The 15,287-nt window shown below is 71.2% G+C and carries 19 protein-coding genes; 8 read left to right on the forward strand and 11 right to left on the reverse strand.

Annotation, left to right across the window (positions count from 1 at the left end; translation table 11 throughout):
- Positions 1-3 precede the first annotated feature (3 nt).
- Both I8E28_RS15830 and I8E28_RS15835 read left to right on the forward strand, forming a co-directional pair.
- Positions 4-1,053 (forward strand): NUDIX domain-containing protein, encoded by a 1,050-nt coding sequence (locus I8E28_RS15830; protein WP_200789040.1) that lies wholly within the window; start codon positions 4-6, stop codon positions 1,051-1,053.
- Positions 1,034-1,567 (forward strand): DUF1003 domain-containing protein, encoded by a 534-nt coding sequence (locus I8E28_RS15835; protein WP_200789042.1) that lies wholly within the window; start codon positions 1,034-1,036, stop codon positions 1,565-1,567. The genes I8E28_RS15830 and I8E28_RS15835 overlap by 20 nt, the downstream gene beginning before the upstream one ends.
- A gap of 15 nt (positions 1,568-1,582) precedes the next feature.
- Here the strand turns inward: I8E28_RS15835 and I8E28_RS15840 are convergent, their stop codons facing one another.
- From I8E28_RS15840 to I8E28_RS15860, 5 genes are all read right to left on the reverse strand, one after another.
- On the reverse strand, positions 1,583-1,891 hold the full coding sequence (locus I8E28_RS15840; RefSeq protein WP_200789043.1) for a hypothetical protein: 309 nt from the start codon (positions 1,889-1,891) through the stop codon (positions 1,583-1,585).
- Between the two features lie 2 nt (positions 1,892-1,893).
- Positions 1,894-2,355: a thioredoxin family protein gene (locus tag I8E28_RS15845; RefSeq protein ID WP_200789045.1), complete on the reverse strand. Its 462-nt coding sequence runs from the start codon at positions 2,353-2,355 to the stop codon at positions 1,894-1,896.
- Positions 2,356-2,416: 61 nt separating this feature from the next.
- Positions 2,417-2,677, reverse strand: a complete 261-nt coding sequence (locus I8E28_RS15850; RefSeq protein ID WP_200789047.1) for a DUF1653 domain-containing protein — start codon at positions 2,675-2,677, stop codon at positions 2,417-2,419.
- Complete coding sequence (locus I8E28_RS15855; RefSeq protein ID WP_200789049.1) at positions 2,674-2,958, reverse strand: DUF6958 family protein; 285 nt, start codon at positions 2,956-2,958, stop codon at positions 2,674-2,676. Before I8E28_RS15855 ends, I8E28_RS15850 begins: the two co-directional genes overlap by 4 nt.
- A 62-nt stretch (positions 2,959-3,020) precedes the next feature.
- On the reverse strand, positions 3,021-3,290 hold the full coding sequence (locus tag I8E28_RS15860; protein WP_200789052.1) for a zinc ribbon domain-containing protein: 270 nt from the start codon (positions 3,288-3,290) through the stop codon (positions 3,021-3,023).
- Positions 3,291-3,460: 170 nt separating this feature from the next.
- On the opposite strand from I8E28_RS15860, the gene I8E28_RS15865 reads away from it, so the two are divergent.
- The 5 genes from I8E28_RS15865 (at position 3,461) to I8E28_RS15885 (ending at position 8,718) form a co-directional block, all read left to right on the forward strand.
- Positions 3,461-4,096, forward strand: coding sequence for a penicillin-binding protein activator LpoB (locus I8E28_RS15865; RefSeq protein WP_200789053.1), 636 nt, complete (start codon positions 3,461-3,463; stop codon positions 4,094-4,096).
- A 13-nt stretch (positions 4,097-4,109) separates the two neighbouring features.
- Entirely contained in the window at positions 4,110-4,592 is a 483-nt protein-coding gene (locus I8E28_RS15870) for a hypothetical protein (RefSeq protein ID WP_200789055.1), read from the forward strand.
- Positions 4,593-4,615: 23 nt separating this feature from the next.
- A complete protein-coding gene (locus I8E28_RS15875; protein ID WP_200789057.1) occupies positions 4,616-5,464 on the forward strand; it encodes a hypothetical protein in 849 nt (282 codons plus the stop codon).
- 35 nt (positions 5,465-5,499) lie between these two features.
- Positions 5,500-6,918 carry a COG3014 family protein gene (locus I8E28_RS15880; protein ID WP_200789059.1) on the forward strand — a complete coding sequence of 473 codons (1,419 nt, stop codon included), beginning with the start codon at positions 5,500-5,502 and terminating at the stop codon, positions 6,916-6,918.
- Positions 6,919-7,002: 84 nt separating this feature from the next.
- Positions 7,003-8,718 carry a PDZ domain-containing protein gene (locus I8E28_RS15885; RefSeq protein ID WP_200789061.1) on the forward strand — a complete coding sequence of 572 codons (1,716 nt, stop codon included), beginning with the start codon at positions 7,003-7,005 and terminating at the stop codon, positions 8,716-8,718.
- A 60-nt stretch (positions 8,719-8,778) separates the two neighbouring features.
- On the opposite strand, the gene bla is transcribed toward I8E28_RS15885, so the two are convergent.
- The 4 genes from bla to I8E28_RS15905 form a co-directional block, all read right to left on the reverse strand.
- Positions 8,779-9,624, reverse strand: coding sequence for a class A beta-lactamase (gene bla / locus I8E28_RS15890; protein ID WP_200789063.1), 846 nt, complete (start codon positions 9,622-9,624; stop codon positions 8,779-8,781).
- 19 nt (positions 9,625-9,643) lie between these two features.
- Positions 9,644-10,222: a hypothetical protein gene (locus I8E28_RS15895; protein ID WP_200789065.1), complete on the reverse strand. Its 579-nt coding sequence runs from the start codon at positions 10,220-10,222 to the stop codon at positions 9,644-9,646.
- A gap of 80 nt (positions 10,223-10,302) precedes the next feature.
- Complete coding sequence (locus I8E28_RS15900) at positions 10,303-11,532, reverse strand: MFS transporter (protein ID WP_200789067.1); 1,230 nt, start codon at positions 11,530-11,532, stop codon at positions 10,303-10,305.
- Positions 11,525-11,983, reverse strand: coding sequence for a MarR family winged helix-turn-helix transcriptional regulator (locus I8E28_RS15905; protein WP_200789069.1), 459 nt, complete (start codon positions 11,981-11,983; stop codon positions 11,525-11,527). The genes I8E28_RS15900 and I8E28_RS15905 overlap by 8 nt, the downstream gene beginning before the upstream one ends.
- Positions 11,984-12,038: 55 nt before the next feature.
- On the opposite strand from I8E28_RS15905, the gene I8E28_RS15910 reads away from it, so the two are divergent.
- Entirely contained in the window at positions 12,039-12,572 is a 534-nt protein-coding gene (locus I8E28_RS15910) for a PaaI family thioesterase (RefSeq protein WP_200789071.1), read from the forward strand.
- Between the two features lie 128 nt (positions 12,573-12,700).
- Here I8E28_RS15910 and I8E28_RS15915 read toward each other — a convergent pair whose 3' ends face one another.
- Both I8E28_RS15915 and I8E28_RS15920 read right to left on the reverse strand, forming a co-directional pair.
- Complete coding sequence (locus I8E28_RS15915; RefSeq protein WP_200789073.1) at positions 12,701-14,362, reverse strand: CHASE domain-containing protein; 1,662 nt, start codon at positions 14,360-14,362, stop codon at positions 12,701-12,703.
- Positions 14,359-15,132 carry a metallophosphoesterase family protein gene (locus I8E28_RS15920; protein ID WP_239027254.1) on the reverse strand — a complete coding sequence of 258 codons (774 nt, stop codon included), beginning with the start codon at positions 15,130-15,132 and terminating at the stop codon, positions 14,359-14,361. The genes I8E28_RS15915 and I8E28_RS15920 overlap by 4 nt, the downstream gene beginning before the upstream one ends.
- Positions 15,133-15,287 lie beyond the last annotated feature (155 nt).

The raw sequence follows: 15,287 nt of genomic DNA on the forward strand, positions 1-15,287 counted from the left end.
GGCATGACACCCTCCGCGTCCCTCGCGCTGTGCGCCGGCCGTTTCGTGCTGCCGACGGCTGCCCATCTCGCGCTGGTGCGGGCGGCGCTCGGACGTGCGCCACTTTGCGTCGTCGCGCTGCGCCGCGCGCACCAGGCCGCCACGCCCGCGAACCCGTTTTCCTGGGACGAGCGCGCGCGCATGTTGCTGGCCGGGCTGCGCGACGACGAGCGGGAGCGCGTGCAGGTGCGGCCGGTGCGCGAGCACTACGACGGGCAGCGGCTGGTGCAGGACCTCGCCGCACTCACCTCCGGCGCGCGCGGCGTCGAGTGGGTGGTGGCGGGCGAGCCCCCAGTGCACGAGGACGACCTGCCGGCGGGCTGGCGCTTCGACAGCGTGGCCGGCACCGATCCGGACGTCGCCGCCTGCGCCTGGCTGGAGCAGCTCTATGCCGCGGAGGAACCGTCGCGCGGGCTCGCGGCGCTGGACGCCAACCTGCCCCGCGACGCCGCCGCGTTCCTGCGCGAGTGGATCCGCAGCGGCACTTTCGCCACCGTGCGCGACGACTGGCGGCAGATCCGGAAGGAGCGCCGCATCTGGTCGGTGGTGCCCTACCCCGTCATCCTCGTGACCGTCGACGCGCTGGTGCACGCGGGTGGCCACGTGCTGCTGGTGCGGCGCGGTCGCGCGCCCGGCAAGGGACTGTGGGCGATTCCCGGCGGCTTCCTGGAGACGCGCGAAGGCGTGCAGGAAGCGGCGGTGCGCGAACTGGTGGAGGAGACCGGCATTCCGCTGACGATCGGGCAGGCGCGCGAGAAGCTGCGCGGCGTGAAGGTGTTCGACCATCCCGAGCGCAGCCAGCGGGGGCGCGTCATCACGCACACGTACTTCTTCGACCTCGGCGATGCGCCGCCGCCGCGCGTGCAGGGCGGCGACGACGCCGCCGAAGCACGCTGGATCCCCCTGGCCCGCCTCCCGTCGATGGAAGCGCAATTGCACGACGATCACTTCCACATGATGGCAAGCTTCGGGCTCGTGACCCCGGAGGTGCCGAATGACCGCCACGCATCGTGAAACCCGCGCCCGCAAGGAAGCACGCGACCTGATCCACCGCAACGTCGACCGCATCCGGCGGATGGAGCAGTGGTCCAAGCGCAAGCGCAACCTGGGCGAACGCATCGCCGAACCGGTCGCGCAGTTCTGCGGCCGCATGTCCTTCATCTGGCTGCATGCGGCGTTCTTCGCCGGCTGGATCGCGTGGAACGCGCTGCCGGACCTGCCGCATTTCGATCCGTACCCGTTCACGTTCCTCACGCTGTGCGTGTCGCTGGAGGCGATCTTCCTGTCCGCCTTCATCCTGATCAGCCAGAACCAGGAGATGCGCCTGACCGAGCGCCGCAACCTGCTCGAACTGCAGCTGGACCTGCTGTGCGAGCAGGAGAACACCAAGATGCTGAAGCTGATCCACGCGATGGCGCAGAAGCTGGGCGTGTCCGACGAGGACGACCCGGAGATGGCGGCGTTGCTGGAAGCGGTGCGGCCCGAGACGATCGGGCACGAGATCGAGACGGCGTTCGCGGCGCACTGAGCGCCGAGCGGCCGGTCAGCGGCCGAGACCTGCGAAGAGGAGCATGCCGACGACCAGCGCCGGGATGGTCGCGAACGCGGACGCGATCGCCCATTCGATGCGGCGGCTGAACGCCAGGCCCGCCGACACCACCGCCGGCACCGCGGCAGCGGCGGCGCACAGCACCAGGAACTCGCCCTCGGGATGGCCGCCACTGGCGGCCGCACCGGCCCCGAACAGGGCCCAGAAAAACGCCGCCAGGCCGTTGAAGGCCAGCGCCGCGGCCCAGCGCAGCCAGTCCCACCAGCTGGGGCGCGCGATCGGCAGCCGGGTCGTCGCTTCCATCGTCACTTCGCCTGCGCGACGACCTTGGTGAAGAAGTCGTAGATGCCCTTGTCGCCCATCGCGCGCGCATCGGCGAGTTCGCCCGACTTGGTCGTGTACAGCACCTTGCCGCCCGCACCCAGCACCGCCACCGCCGGGATGCCCTTCTTCAGCGGCACGCCATACCGCTGGGCGATGTCCGTGTTCTTGTCGAAGCGGCCGACATCGACCTTGACCACGCGGAAGTTCTTCTGGATCAACGGTGCCGACTGGCCGTCCTTGAACGCCATGTCCAGCACGCGGCAGTCGGGGCACCAGTTCGCGCCGAAGACCACCAGCACCGGCACCTTCGCCTGCTGCGCGTCTGCCAGCGCCGCCTGCACCTGCGCTTTCGCGTCCGCGGCTTCGTCGTACGGACCGGTGGCCGCCCACGCGCCGGTGGCGGCGAAGGCGAGCAGGAGCAAGGCGCGGCGTGCGAGGGTCATCGGGACGGGCGAAGTGGAAAGCCGCAAGGATGCCGCATTCGCGTGCCGCGGTCGACCGGGTTCAACCCGGCGGCGTGCCCTGCGGCTCCAGCAAGGTGAAGCGCTGGCGCGGCTCGCCGCCCACGGGCACGGTCTCGAAGAACATGGCGTACGGGCGCACCCAGTGGCCGGTGTCGCGGCCGAGCGGGCGGTAGAGCACCAGCGGTTCGAGCGTTTCGCTGTGGCGCACGACGCCGAGCACCTCGTACTCGCCGCCCTTGTAGTGCCGCCAGCGGCCGGGCGTGATGGACGGCAGGGCCGGCAGGTCGTCGTCCGCGCTCATCGGCCGGACAGGTGGTAACGCACCGGGTTCTCCTGCCGCACGACCTGGCCGCGCACCTCGAGCTCGCGCACGCAGGTGATCGTGTACCAGGACACCGAGCCGTCGAAGCGGGGCAGCAGGCGCTCGACGCGCGCCGAGAGTTCCCCGAACGGGACGGGCTTGGTGTCGAGCGACGCCAGGATGGCGCCGGCGATGGCCTCGAACTTCGCGGTGTCGATCGACTTGCGCGCGGTCCACTGCTTGCCGCGCACGAGCGTGCGCGCCGGACGTGGGGTGGGCATGGGGTTCTCCTCGGGAGCGCGATGGTGGACCGCGCCGTGCGAACCCGCAAGCGGGTCGAGCCTCAGTGCAGCGCCGCGCCGCAGGACGGGCAGATGCGCACGTCGTCCGACGCCAGCGGGTTCTTGCAGCGGCCGCAGCGCCAGGTCAGTGCGTGCTTCGAGCCGACCGTCCACAAGGCGATGGCGACCGGGATGCCGACCAACACGCCGGCGGCGCCCCACCCCGCGCCGAGCGCGAACGGCGCGAGCAGGGCCAACCCCTGCAACGCGCACCCGACGCCCGTGAAATGGTTCACACGTTCGTGCGTTGCGGCCACGGTTCGTTCGTCCATTTGTTACCTCCTTCGGCGCGACTCTGGGACCCACGGTCCCGGGATGCATCCCCGGTGCGCACGAGGCGGCGGCGCGGGTCCCCCGTTTGGGGGGGCACGGGGCAAACCCGTAGACAGCCCCCGGGCCATCAGTTACCTTCCGCAACGTTTTGTTAACAGGTTGCCCGGACATGAACTTCCGCTCCGCTGCCCTCCTCCTGGCGCTGGTCTCCACGCTGGCAGGGTGCCAAACCAATCCCCCGCTGCAGAACGCCACGGGCGTCTCGTCGATGGACGTCGACCCCAGCCGCAAGGGCCCCGTGTCGGGCGTCGGCGTCGAAGGCCAGGACATCGTCGCGATGACCGATTCGATGATGCGCGACATGCTCGCCGAGCCGATCTTCGCGGAAACGGGCAAGCGTCCCCGCGTCATCGTCGACAGCCAGTATTTCGTCAACGAGAGCTCGCAGGCGATCAACCGCAACCTGATCACGCAGCGGCTGATGGTCAACCTGAACCGCGCCGCCCGCCAGCGCATGCAGTTCATCAACCGCCAGAACTCCTCGATGATCGAGCAGGAGCGTGCCCTCAAGCGCAGCGGCACCACCGACGTCGGCACCACCGGCCTGACCAAGGCGCAGCTGGGCGCCGACTACCGCCTCTCCGGCAAGATCAATTCGCTGGACAGCCGCAACACCAAGAGCGGCCTGGTGCAGCGCTACACGCAGATCTCCTTCGAGATGACCGACCTGGAATCGGGCGAGATCGTCTGGTCCGGCATCTACGAGTTCTCCCGCGCCGCGGCGGACGACGTCATCTACCGCTGAAAGGGCCCGCACCATGTTCAAGAGCCTCACTCTTGCCGCCGGCGCGGCGGTCCTGCTGGGCGCCTGCGCCGTGGAGCAGACCACGCCGCCCACGTTCGCGGGCTGCCGCACCTGGGACATGCAGGTCGGCCAGCCGAACCTCGGCGCCGTGTCCGTGCAGTCGCCCGAGCTCGCCAAGGTGATCGGCGTGCTGGACATGCAGACGTCGCGCACCGGCACCGGCATGGCCGCCGTGCAGACCACCGTGCAGAACTGCACCGACGTGGACGTCGTGCTGCTGATGCGCACCCGCTTCACCGGCGACCGCGGCCAGTCCGAGCCGCCGAGCGCGTGGAAGACCGTGCACCTGGCCCCGCGCGGCCAGGCCACGTACGGCGAGAACGCGGTGTCGGGCACCACGAGGAGCGTGGGTGTCGACATCTACGACGCCAACCGCGGCCAGTCGCAATTCGCACCGGGACAGACCTACACGGTCCCGATGCAGCAGGCCCGCTGAACGGGCTTTCCAAGGAGTCAGCCATGAACCGTCGCCTTGCACTGCTCGGCGCGTCGCTGGTGGCCGCCAGCGCCGTTGCCCAGACCACCGCCCCGCAGATCCCGGAGAGCGCGTACCGCAAGGGCATGCCCGACGTGGTGACGCCCGCGCCGGTCGCGCCCGCCCCCGGCTCGACGTTCGACCGCGCGGCGTTCGGCAGTGCGTACGCACGCGCCGGCCGGCCGACGATCGCCGTGCTGTGGAACCGTGAATTCACGGACATGCTGGAGCAGACCACCGCGCAGCAGACGACCATCGACAACGTCCGTGGCGGCGCGGCACGCGTCGAGGCGATGCGCGTGCCCGGCTACGCCGCGGCGCAGGCCGAGCGGGGCTCGTTCTCCAGCACCACCATCACCACCGGCCAGGTGAAGTCCTCGCAAGGCGAGCGCAGCGGCCCGGTCGAACGCATCGACCTGCAGATGCGCGCATCGTTCATGCAGACGCTGGCGTCCAACGGCGTGAAAGTGGTCGACCGCAACGTCACCATGCGCACGACGGCCGCGAAGTCCAAGGGCGCGCACGACACGCAGCAGGTCGAGACCGACGCGCTGTCGAAGCACGCCAAGCTGCTGATGGAAGTGCTCAACACGCCGGACGCCGCCGCGCCCACGGGTTGGGCCACGTACGTCTCCATCAAGCGCCTGTCCGACGGCGTGGTGCTCGCCGAGGGGTACCTCACCGGTGAATCCACCGCGCCCAAGGCCGGCCCGAAGTTCGAAGCGGATCCCCGCGGCGGCTTCCGCGAAGTGGCCGCACCGGCCGTGACGCCGGGCGACTCGGCCCGCAACGTCGCCGAACAGGCGCTGATCCGCCTGCGCACCGCGCTCTGAGTCCCGCCAGCAAGACCAATACCCAGGAGTACCCGATGCGAGCCACCGCCTCGCGCGCCACCAGCGCGCTGACCAAGATCGCCCTGGCGGCCGCCGCCGTCGCCTGCATGCCCGCGCATGCGCAGTTCGGCAGCCTGTTCCAGAGCATGATGCAGGCGCAGCAGCAGGCCGCGCAGCAGGAAGCGCAGCAGCGCGCGACCGCCAAGCCGGCCAAGAAGTGGGGCACGGTCAAGCCGGTGCCCAGCGAACTTCGCGTCCAGGCGCAGGCCTTCGCCGCCACCGCCAAGACGCCGGAACTGCGCCCGCTGTTCGAGCGCCTCTTCATCGAAGGCGAGCGCAACGCCACGCTGAACTTCGAGCGCATCGGCATGGCCGCCCTGGCCGCCGGCGACGTCGGCACCGCCGAGAAGGCCTTCGAAGCCGCCGTGGCGCGCATCGACCTGATCTACGCCGACAACCCGGAAGCGCAGAAGGCCAAGTCGCTGTGGACCGCCGAGAAGGTCAAGGACTACAAGGGCGAGCCGTACGAGCGCGCGATGGCGTACTTCTACCGCGGCATCGTGTGGGCGGCGAAGGGCGACTTCCAGAACGCGCGGGCCATGTTCAAGCAGGCCGACTACCAGGACACGGTGGCCGAGGCCGAGCAGTACGCCGGCGACTTCGGCCTGATGCCCTACATGGCAGGCTGGGCCAGCTACTGCGACGGCAACGCGCAGCTGGCGCAGGAATTCGCGCAGCAGGCCGCCAAGGTCGACAAGGCCTACGTGGGCCTGAGCGCCGAGCAGCCGGTGCTGGTGCTGTTCGAGACCGGCCGCGCGCCGTTCAAGTACGGCGGCGGCAAGTACGGCGAGGTGCTCAAGTGGGCCCCCTACGAGACGCCCGCCGCGCAGATGGTGAAGGCCGCTTCCGCCGACACCGACTGGAAGGCCGAGAAGTTCATCGTCGGCGGTGACGTCGGCTTCCAGGCCACGACGCGCGGTGGCCGGCCGGTCGACGGCGTGCTGGGCGGCAAGGCCTCGTTCAAGGAAGGTGCGGAGGGCGTCGCCACCGTCGCAACGGCCGTGGGTGCCGCCGGCCTGGACGTCGCGATGATGTCCGGCAACCGCGACGCCGCGGGCCTGGGCATGGTCGGCATGTTCGCCGGCCTCGTCGCGCAAGGCATGGCCGAGAGCACGCAGGCGCAGGCCGACATCCGCGAATGGGAGCAGCTGCCCTCCACCGTGTGGCTGGGCACCGCGCCCGCGAAGTCGCCCGCGACCAAGCTGGCCGTGGCCCTCGACGCCGGCGCCGCACAGACCGCCACGCGCATCGTCGACGCGCCGCGCTGCCAGCTGTACTGGGGCCGCTCGATCGCCCCGGCGTCGCTGGCCGGCGATGCCGGCCCGGTGGAAGCGGGCGAGCATCCGCGCGACCCGGCATTCCGCAGCGAACTCCAGGGCCTGTTCGGCGGCTGAGGCCTCCGCACCCTAGCCATCGGCGGCCGCTTCGTGCGGCCGCTTCTCCATCCGGATCCGAACCTTCGAGAAAGACCCACGACGATGCGAGCTCCTTCCCTGCGCGCGTGCAGCGCCCTGTCCAGGATCGCGCTGGCCGCCGCCGCCACCTGCGCCCTGCCCGCCCACGCCCAGTTCGGCGGATTGCTCCAGAGCATGATGCAGGCGCAGCAGCAGGCCGCGCAGCAGGAAGCGGCGCAGCGCGCCGCCACGCCGGCAAAACGGTGGGGCACGGTGAAGCCGGTCCCCGCCGACCTGCGGACGCAGGCACAGGCATTCGCCGCGGGCGCGAAGAGCGCCGAGATGCGCCCGCTGTACGAGCGCCTGTTCATCGAAGGCGAGCGCAACGCCACGCTCAACTTCGAGCGCATTGGGCTCGCGGCGCTGTCGGCCGGAGACCTCGACACGGCGGAGAAGGCTTTCGAGGCCGCGGTCGCGCGCATCGACCTGATCTACGCCGACAACCCGGAAGCGCAGAAAGCCAAGTCGCTGTGGACCGCCGAGAAGGTCAAGGACTTCAAGGGCGAGCCGTACGAGCGCGCGATGGCGTACTTCTACCGCGGCATCGTGTGGGCGGCGAAAGGCGACTTCCAGAACGCCCGCGCGATGTTCAAGCAGGCCGACTACCAGGACACCGTCGCCGAAGCGGAGGCGTATGCCGGCGACTTCGGCCTGATGCCCTACATGGCAGGCTGGGCGAGCTACTGCGACGGCAACGAGCAATTGGCCAAGGAGTTCGCGCAGCAGGCGGCGAAGGTCGACAAAGGGTTCGTCGGCATCAGCGCGGAGCAGCCGGTGCTCGTGCTGTTCGAAACCAGCCGCGTCCCGTTCAAGTACGGCGGCGGCAAGTACGGCGAGCTGCTCAAGTGGCAGCAGTACGAGGCGGTGCTGAAGGAGCCGAAGTACGAGGTCCAGGGGGCATGCGTCCCGGATGCCGACGGCTGCAAGCCGGTGCCGGGCAAGTTCATCGTCGGCGGCGACGTCGGCTTCCAGGCCACGACGCGCGGCGGCCGCCCGATCGACGCCGTGCTTGGAGGCAAAGCGTCGTTCCGCGAAGGCGCAGAAGGTGTCGCGAACGTCGCCACGGCCGTGGGCGCCGCCAGCCTCGACGTGGCGATGCTGTCCGGCAATCGCGATGCGGCCGGCCTCGGCATGGTCGGCATGTTCGCCGGCCTCGTCGCGCAGGGCATGGCCGAGAACACGCAAGCCCAGGCCGACATCCGCGAATGGGAGCAGCTGCAGGGCCAGCTGTGGCTGGGCACGGGCAGCACGAAGCTGGAAGCGCCGGCGGTGCGCGCGAACGTGCAGACCTTCACCCAGTTCGTGGGTGTCGGCATGTCCTTCGAACGGCAAGGCTCGACGGTGAAGCTCGTCAACGTCATGGCGGGAGCACCGGCCCATCGCGCCGGCCTGCGGTCGGGCGACGAGTTGCTGGCCGTGGACGGCGCACCGGTCGCGACGCTCCAGCCGCAGGACATCGCCGCCAAGGTGCGTGGAAACGCCGGCACCGCCGTCAACCTGCGCGTCGTGCGCAACGGCGAGCCCCAGGACGTGCCCGTCGTGCGGGACACGATCACCAACCCGGTGGTCCCGTCGGCGCCGTTGAAGCGGCTGGTGGACGCGCCCCGCTGCCAGCTGTATTGGGGCCGCGCCATGCCGGCGGCGGCGGCGACCGTGCGCGAAGCCGGCCCGCTCGAGCCCGGCGAGCATCCGCGCGACCCGGCGTTCCGCGGCGAGATCCAGGCGATGTTCGGCGCCTGAGCGCCGCGCGACCGCGCATGGACGAAAGCGCCCTTCGGGGCGCTTTTCCTTTGGGGATGATCAGCCGCGAGCGATGGCGGCGCCGACGCTCGCCAGCACGGCTTCGCGTGCGGACCCGTCTTTCGGGGACCCGGTGAGGTAGCACGCGACCACCAGCGGTGCGGCGCCGCTGGCCGGCCACAGCACGCCGACGTCATTGGTGGTGCCACGCGGCCCGGTCCCGGTCTTCGTCGCAGCGCGCCAGCCGGGAGGCAGCTGGGCGCGCAGGCGCGCACGGCCGGTCGTCGACTTCTCCATCCACTGCAGCAGCAGCGCGCGGTCGGTCTTGTCCGTGCCCTCCTGCAGCAGCGCCCGGTGCAGCAAGCGCGCCATCGCGCGGGGCGTCGTCGTGTCACGCGGATCGCCGGGCGGCACGTCGTTCATCGCCGGCTCGATGCGATCCAGCCGCGTCGTGCGGTCGCCGAGCGAGCGCGCATGCGACGTCACCGCCGCCGGGCCGCCGAGGACGCGCAGCAGCACGTTGGCCGCGCCGTTGTCGCTCTCCACGACCGCGGCCTCGCAGAGGGCCTGCACGCTCATCGCCCCCTGCGCCAGGCGCGCTTCGGTCACCGGCGCATGGCCCGCGAGGTCCTCGCGCGTGTAGCTCACCGAGCGGTCGAGCGACTCGCGCCCTTGCGTCACCCGGTGCAGCACCGCGGCGGCGAGCAACCACTTGAACGTGCTGCACATCGGGAAGCGTTCGTCGAGGCGATGCCCCTTCAGTTCCCCCGTGCCCGTGTCGAGCACGGCGACACCGAGCAGGCCGCCGGAGGCGGCCTCCAGATCGGCCCACGGGGTGGCCGCCAGGGCGGGCCAGGCCGCGAGCGCGGATGTTGCGAGGAAGGCGCGGCGAGAGACGGACTCCATGCCGCGCAGTGTGCCAGCCTCAGGGTGCGGAAGCGTTCCAGGTGGCCGCGGGAATGGCGTCCGGGCACGGGTTGCTGCGCGCGTTGGCAATCACGCGCAGCGCCTGCGCAGCCTGCACCGCCTGTGAGTCCCCGCCCTGCGCACGCGACATCGCGGCCATGCCGCAGAACGTCCAGGCCTGCGCGTTGGCCGGGTCGGATTGGGAGCGCTCGAGGTAGCGGTTGGCGATGCGCTCCAGGCCCTCGCGCTCGCCGGGGGTCTGCGGCGTGGCTGCGCCGGCGGTGCCGACGCGCCGCAGCGTGGTGCCATTCGCTTCCGGTGCGCCGGGCTTGTTGGCGAACAGCGTGCCGTTGCGCCACTCCATCGTGTACGCGATGCCGTTGACCGGATTGGTGAACTCGTACACGCCGCGGGCATTGCGCACGTACGTCGACCGCTTGCCGTTCGACGGCTCGTACAGCTCCAGCGTGTTGCCGCTGAACTTCGCGTCCACGGTGTAGCCGGTGCCGGTCGTGTAGGTGCCGTCCACCTGCGCGTGGGCGGCGAGGGAAGCGAGGGCGAGGCAGGCGCCCGCGAGCGCGGTCTGGATGCGGAACATGGGACTCCTTTGCATGGAGCCGGGAGCATCGCCGAGCGCGCGAGGCCGCCCCATTCCCCGAACGGGGGATGGTGGCGGAGTCAGGCAGCGGCGGGGGCAGCGCGCGGCACCAGCGGCGCTTCGCGGATCGGCAGGTGGACCAGCGCGGCGGCCACGGCCAGCAAGGCGTCGGCGATCCAGATGCCGTCGTAGCTGCCGGTGGCCTGGAACACCGTGCCACCGAGCCACGCGCCGAGGAAGCCACCGACCTGGTGGGTGAGCATCACCAGCCCGAACAGCATGGCCATGTGCGCGGGCCCGAAGAACTTCGCCACCAGGCCCGCCGTCGGCGGCACCGTCGACAGGAAGGTCATGCCCATCACGGCGGCGAACACCAGCACCACCGGGCCGGTCTTCGGCGCGAACAGGAAGGCGACGATGGCCACGGCGCGGACGGCGTAGATCAGCGACAGCAGCGACTTCATGCGCCAGCGGCCGATGGCCCAGCCGATCGCCAGGCTGCCCACGATGTTGAACAACCCCAGGACCGCGACCGCCCAGCCGGCCCATTGCGTCGCGAGCCCGCAGGCCGCGACGACGCCGGGCAGGTGCGTGGCGAGGAAGGCGACGTGGAAGCCGCAGACGAAGAAGCCGGTGGCGAGCAGCAGGAAGCCCGGGTGGCGCAGCGCCTCGCCGGCGGCCTCGCGCGTGGTCACCGGCTTCTTGCCGGCGGGCGCGGCCTGCTGGTTGTTGCCGCGCAGGAGCCAGGCGGCGGGCAACGCGAGCAGCACGAGCGCCGCCAGCACCTGCATGGCGCCGACCCAGCCGATGCCGACGATCAGGGAGGCGGAAATGGGACCGAGCAGGAACTGCCCGGTCGAGCCGCCTGCATTGACGACGCCAGTGGCCAGGCCCCGGTGCTGTGGCGGCACCAGGCGCGTGGTCGCCGACATCAGCACCGCCGGCCCGGCCATGCCGGCGCCACCCGCGGCCAGGATGCCCACCGCGACGACGAGCCCCCATGTGGATTGCATGTAGGGCGTGATGAAGGTCCCCAGCGCCACCAGCGCAACGCCCGCGAGCAGCACGCGGCCGGTGCCGATGCGGTCGGCGATGGCACCGGCGATGGGCTGCGTGAGCCCCCACCACAGCTGGCCGAAGGCGAAGGCCAGGCTGATGCTGGCCAGGCCCAGGCCGGTGGACGTGTTCAGCGGCGAGAGGAACAGGCCCATCGTCTGGCGCACGCCCATGGTCAACGCGAACGCGCCGGCCGCGGCCAGCAGCACGAGCCACGTCACCGGTGCGCGCACGAGCGCTTTTGCTTCACTCATCGACGTCCCCTTCGTCCTCGACCGGCGCGAGCAGCGCCGTGCACTCGTCGATCAACGCATGCAGCGCGACGACCCGCTGGGGTCCGAGCGCGGCGTTGATGCCCTCCTGCGCGACGCGCCAGCGGCGCTGCGCCTCGGCGCGCTTCTCCCGGCCGGCGGGCGTCACCGCCACGCGCAGGCTGCGGGCGTCGTCGCCGGGCAGCATCTCGAGCCAGCCGGCCGCGACCAGCGGCTTGAGGTTGCGGCTCAGCGTCGACGGCTGCAGGCCGAGCGTGCGCGCGAGGTCGGTCGGCCGGATCGGGCCCAGCTTGCACACGAACGACAGCAGCGAGTACTGCGTGGTCTTCAGGCCCACGCGGCGCATCTCGGCGTCGTAGTGCTGCCCGACGCGGCGGCCGAGCTGTCGCAGCTTGAGGTTGGTGCAACCCTGGGGCTTGACGGCGGTGTCCATGGCAATTAGTGTACCTGCAACTATTGCAGCTGCAAGTGACTGGAAAGGACGAGCGATGGACGGCAATGACCTGGAACGCTGGCTGGCGCAGGAGCGCGAGCAGATGGCGATCTTCGACAAGGGGCCCGGACCCGGCGTGTCGACACCCGAGCAGGTGGCGGGCCGCAGCGGCCTGGCGTTGCTCGAGGCGATGCTCGCCGGCCAGTTGCCGGTCGCGACCATCGCCAAGACCCTGGACTTCCTCTTGCTCGCAGCCGAGGACGGCCGCGCCGTGTTCCAGGGAACGCCGGGACCCGCGCACCTGAACCCGATGGGCGGCATCCATGGCGGCTGGTACGCGACGCTGCTCGATTCGGCGATGGGCTGCGCGGTGCACACGAAGATGCCAGCCGGCCGCGGCTACACGACGGCGGAGCTGAGCGTCAACATCGTCCGCGCGATCGGCCCGAAGGTGCAGCGCGTGCGCGCCGAAGGCAAGGTGCTGCACGCCGGCCGGCAGCTGGCGACGGCGGAGGGCCGCCTGTACGGCCCGGACGGCACGCTGTACGCGCACGCGACGACGACCTGCCTGGTGGTCGAGATGCGTTGAACTCCCTGACGCAGAGGTCGCGGAGCAAGCGCAGAGATCGCAGAAGAATCCATTGAAGAATCCTTTGCGTTCTGCGTCCTCTGCGCTTGCTCTGTGTCCTCTACGTTCGGGAGTCCGTCTTCGACGGACTACACCGATGCCGCTCCCTCCGCCCGCGGCAGGTCGACCGTGAACGTCGTCCCCTCGTCCCGCGTCGAGCGGCACTGGACCTCGCCGCCGTGCGCGCGCGCGATCTGGCGCACGATGTACAGGCCCAGGCCGATGTTGCGCCCCGATCGTCCCGCGGTGGACTCGCCCTGCTGCAGCGGCTCGAACAGGGCTTCGCGCAGGGCGGGCGGGATCGGGTCGCCCGCGTTGTGGACGGCGATGCGCACGCGCGAGTGCTCGGCGTGCACCGACACGTGGATGGGCGAGTCGGGGTCGCCGTAGACGAGCGCGTTGTTCAGGAGGTTGCCCACGACCTGCGCCATGCGATCGGCATCCCACGTGCCCGCACCATCGCCGTGCGCGTCCACCTCGATGCGCCGCGCCGGATGCGCAAGTCGCGCCGCGTCGGCGGCCTGCTGCACGATCTCCACGATGTCGCCGGGCGTGCGCACCACGGGCAGGCCGCTGCCCAGCCGCGCCTGCGTGAAGTCCAGCAGGTCGCGGATCAGGCGCAGGCTCATGGCGGTGCTGGACTGGATGCGCTGCACGCAGCGTGCGAATTCGTCGCGCAGCCCCGCGCGCTCGAGCAGCGCGGCGTTCAGCTGGATCACGTTCAGCGGGTTGCGCAGGTCGTGCGACACGATGCCCACCAGCAACTGCGAGAACTGCACCTGCCGCCCGAGCTGGCTGGACCGCAGCTCGGCCCGCCGCCGCGCGTGGACCTGCGTGCGCGTCAGCTGGTACAGCAGGACCGACACCAGCAGCCCCGCCAGCAGCACGCCCGCCGGCGTGACCCAGTCGGTCCAGTCGCGGCCCGTGCCGGGCGCGTAGAGGAGCAGCCAGGCCTGGCCCCCGAAGTCGATGCGCCGGGTCGCCACGGGGCGCGCGAGCGCCTCCTCGGACCCATGCAGCACCTGCGGGGGCTCGCCATCCGATTGCGTGTGCACGGCGTGCAGCCGCACGACGCCCGGCTCGAACACGCCCTCGAAGAAGTCGACGGCACGGAACGGGGCGTAGACGAAGCCGCGCAGCAGGCGGCGCCGCTCCTCCAGCGTCTGCGGCACGCCGCCGCGCTCGTACAGCGGCGTGTAGACCAGGAAGCCGGGCGACTTGTGCGCGTCGATCTCCTGCTTGAGCACCACGCTGCCCGTCACCGAGAAGCGCCCGCTGTCGCGCGAGCGGTCCATCGCCGCCGCCCGCACCGGATCGCTGTGCATGTCGTAGCCGAGCGCCGCGCGGTTGCGCTCGTCCATCGGTTCGATCAGCTCGATGCGGTACGTGTCGCCCTGCCCCACCCGCGGGCTCCAGGCCAGGCCCTGGATGCCGGGGAAGTCGCTGCGGATCCGCAGCCCGCCGACGAACAGGCCGAAGGCGCGAGGGGTGATGGCGTCGCCTTCGGCCAGCACGAACGAACGGGTGGCCCGCAACAGCGCGACCGACGACGTCATGCGGCGGTCGAGCCGCGCGAGGTCCGCTTCGACCGCCGCGACCACCGCGGCTTCGTGCCGCGCCTCGGCCACGCGCCACGACAGCAGCGCCGCGATCGCCGTCAGCAGCAGTGCGCTCGCCAGGACGAAGATCGCCCGCCCTTGCCCCGTGTCGCGGCGCGGCCGGCCGCGCCAGGCGGCGAGCAGGGGCTTCACTTGGCGGCCACGAGCTCCTGCTCGTCGGCGGGCTCGCGCGGCACCTCGAACAGGCGGAACGGCGGCCGGTCGGGATGCTTGCGCAGCAGCAGCGGCCGCGCGACGTTGAACACCGGCACGCCGCTGATCGTCTGGCCTTCGATGGTCCCGCGGTGCGCGTGGCCATGGAACACGGCGTCCACCGGGTAGCGCAGAAGCGGCTCCTCCAGCCGGCTGCTGCCCAGGAACGGGAGGATCTCCGCAGGCTCGCCCTGCACGGTGGACAACACCGGCGAGTAGTGCATCAGCGCGATGCGCCGCCGCATGCGCAGCTTGGCCAGCGCGGACTCGAGCTTCATCGCCTCGTGCAGCGCTTCCTGCACGAAGGCCTTGATCGCCGGTTCACCCCAGGCACCCAGGGAGCCGCGGCCGAAGCCGCCGGCGAAACCCTTCACGCCCGCGATGCCCACGCCCTCGATCTCGCACGCCTCGCCATCGAGCACGCGCACGCCGGCCTTCTTCAGCGTGGCGCACACCACTTCCGGCGTGCCGGTCTCGAAGTCGTGGTTCCCCAGCACGGCCACGATCGGCACCGAGACGGCGCTCAGCTCGTCGGCCAGGATCTTGGCCTCCTCGGCCGTGCCGTAGTCGGTGAGGTCGCCGCAAAGCAGCAGCGCGTCGGCCGCGTCCGAAGCCTGCGCGAGGAAGCCGCGCAGCTTGCCGGCCGAGTCCTTGGTGACGTGGAGGTCGCCGACGGCGGCGAAGCGGACGGTGGTGGAGGACTTGCCCATGCCAATGGTCGGGATTCGGTCCCACATGCTGCCGCGTGGCGCGGCCGGGGTGCATCGTCCAGCAACCGTCACGGCTGTAGGCGCATGCCGACCACCGATGGGGCTGCTTCTCCGCACGGCGAACGGCCCGGCTCACCGAGACTGGCGTGCCTTGC

It is taken from the genome of Ramlibacter algicola (assembly GCF_016641735.1).
GTDB classification, from domain to species: Bacteria; Pseudomonadota; Gammaproteobacteria; order Burkholderiales; family Burkholderiaceae_C; genus Ramlibacter; species Ramlibacter algicola.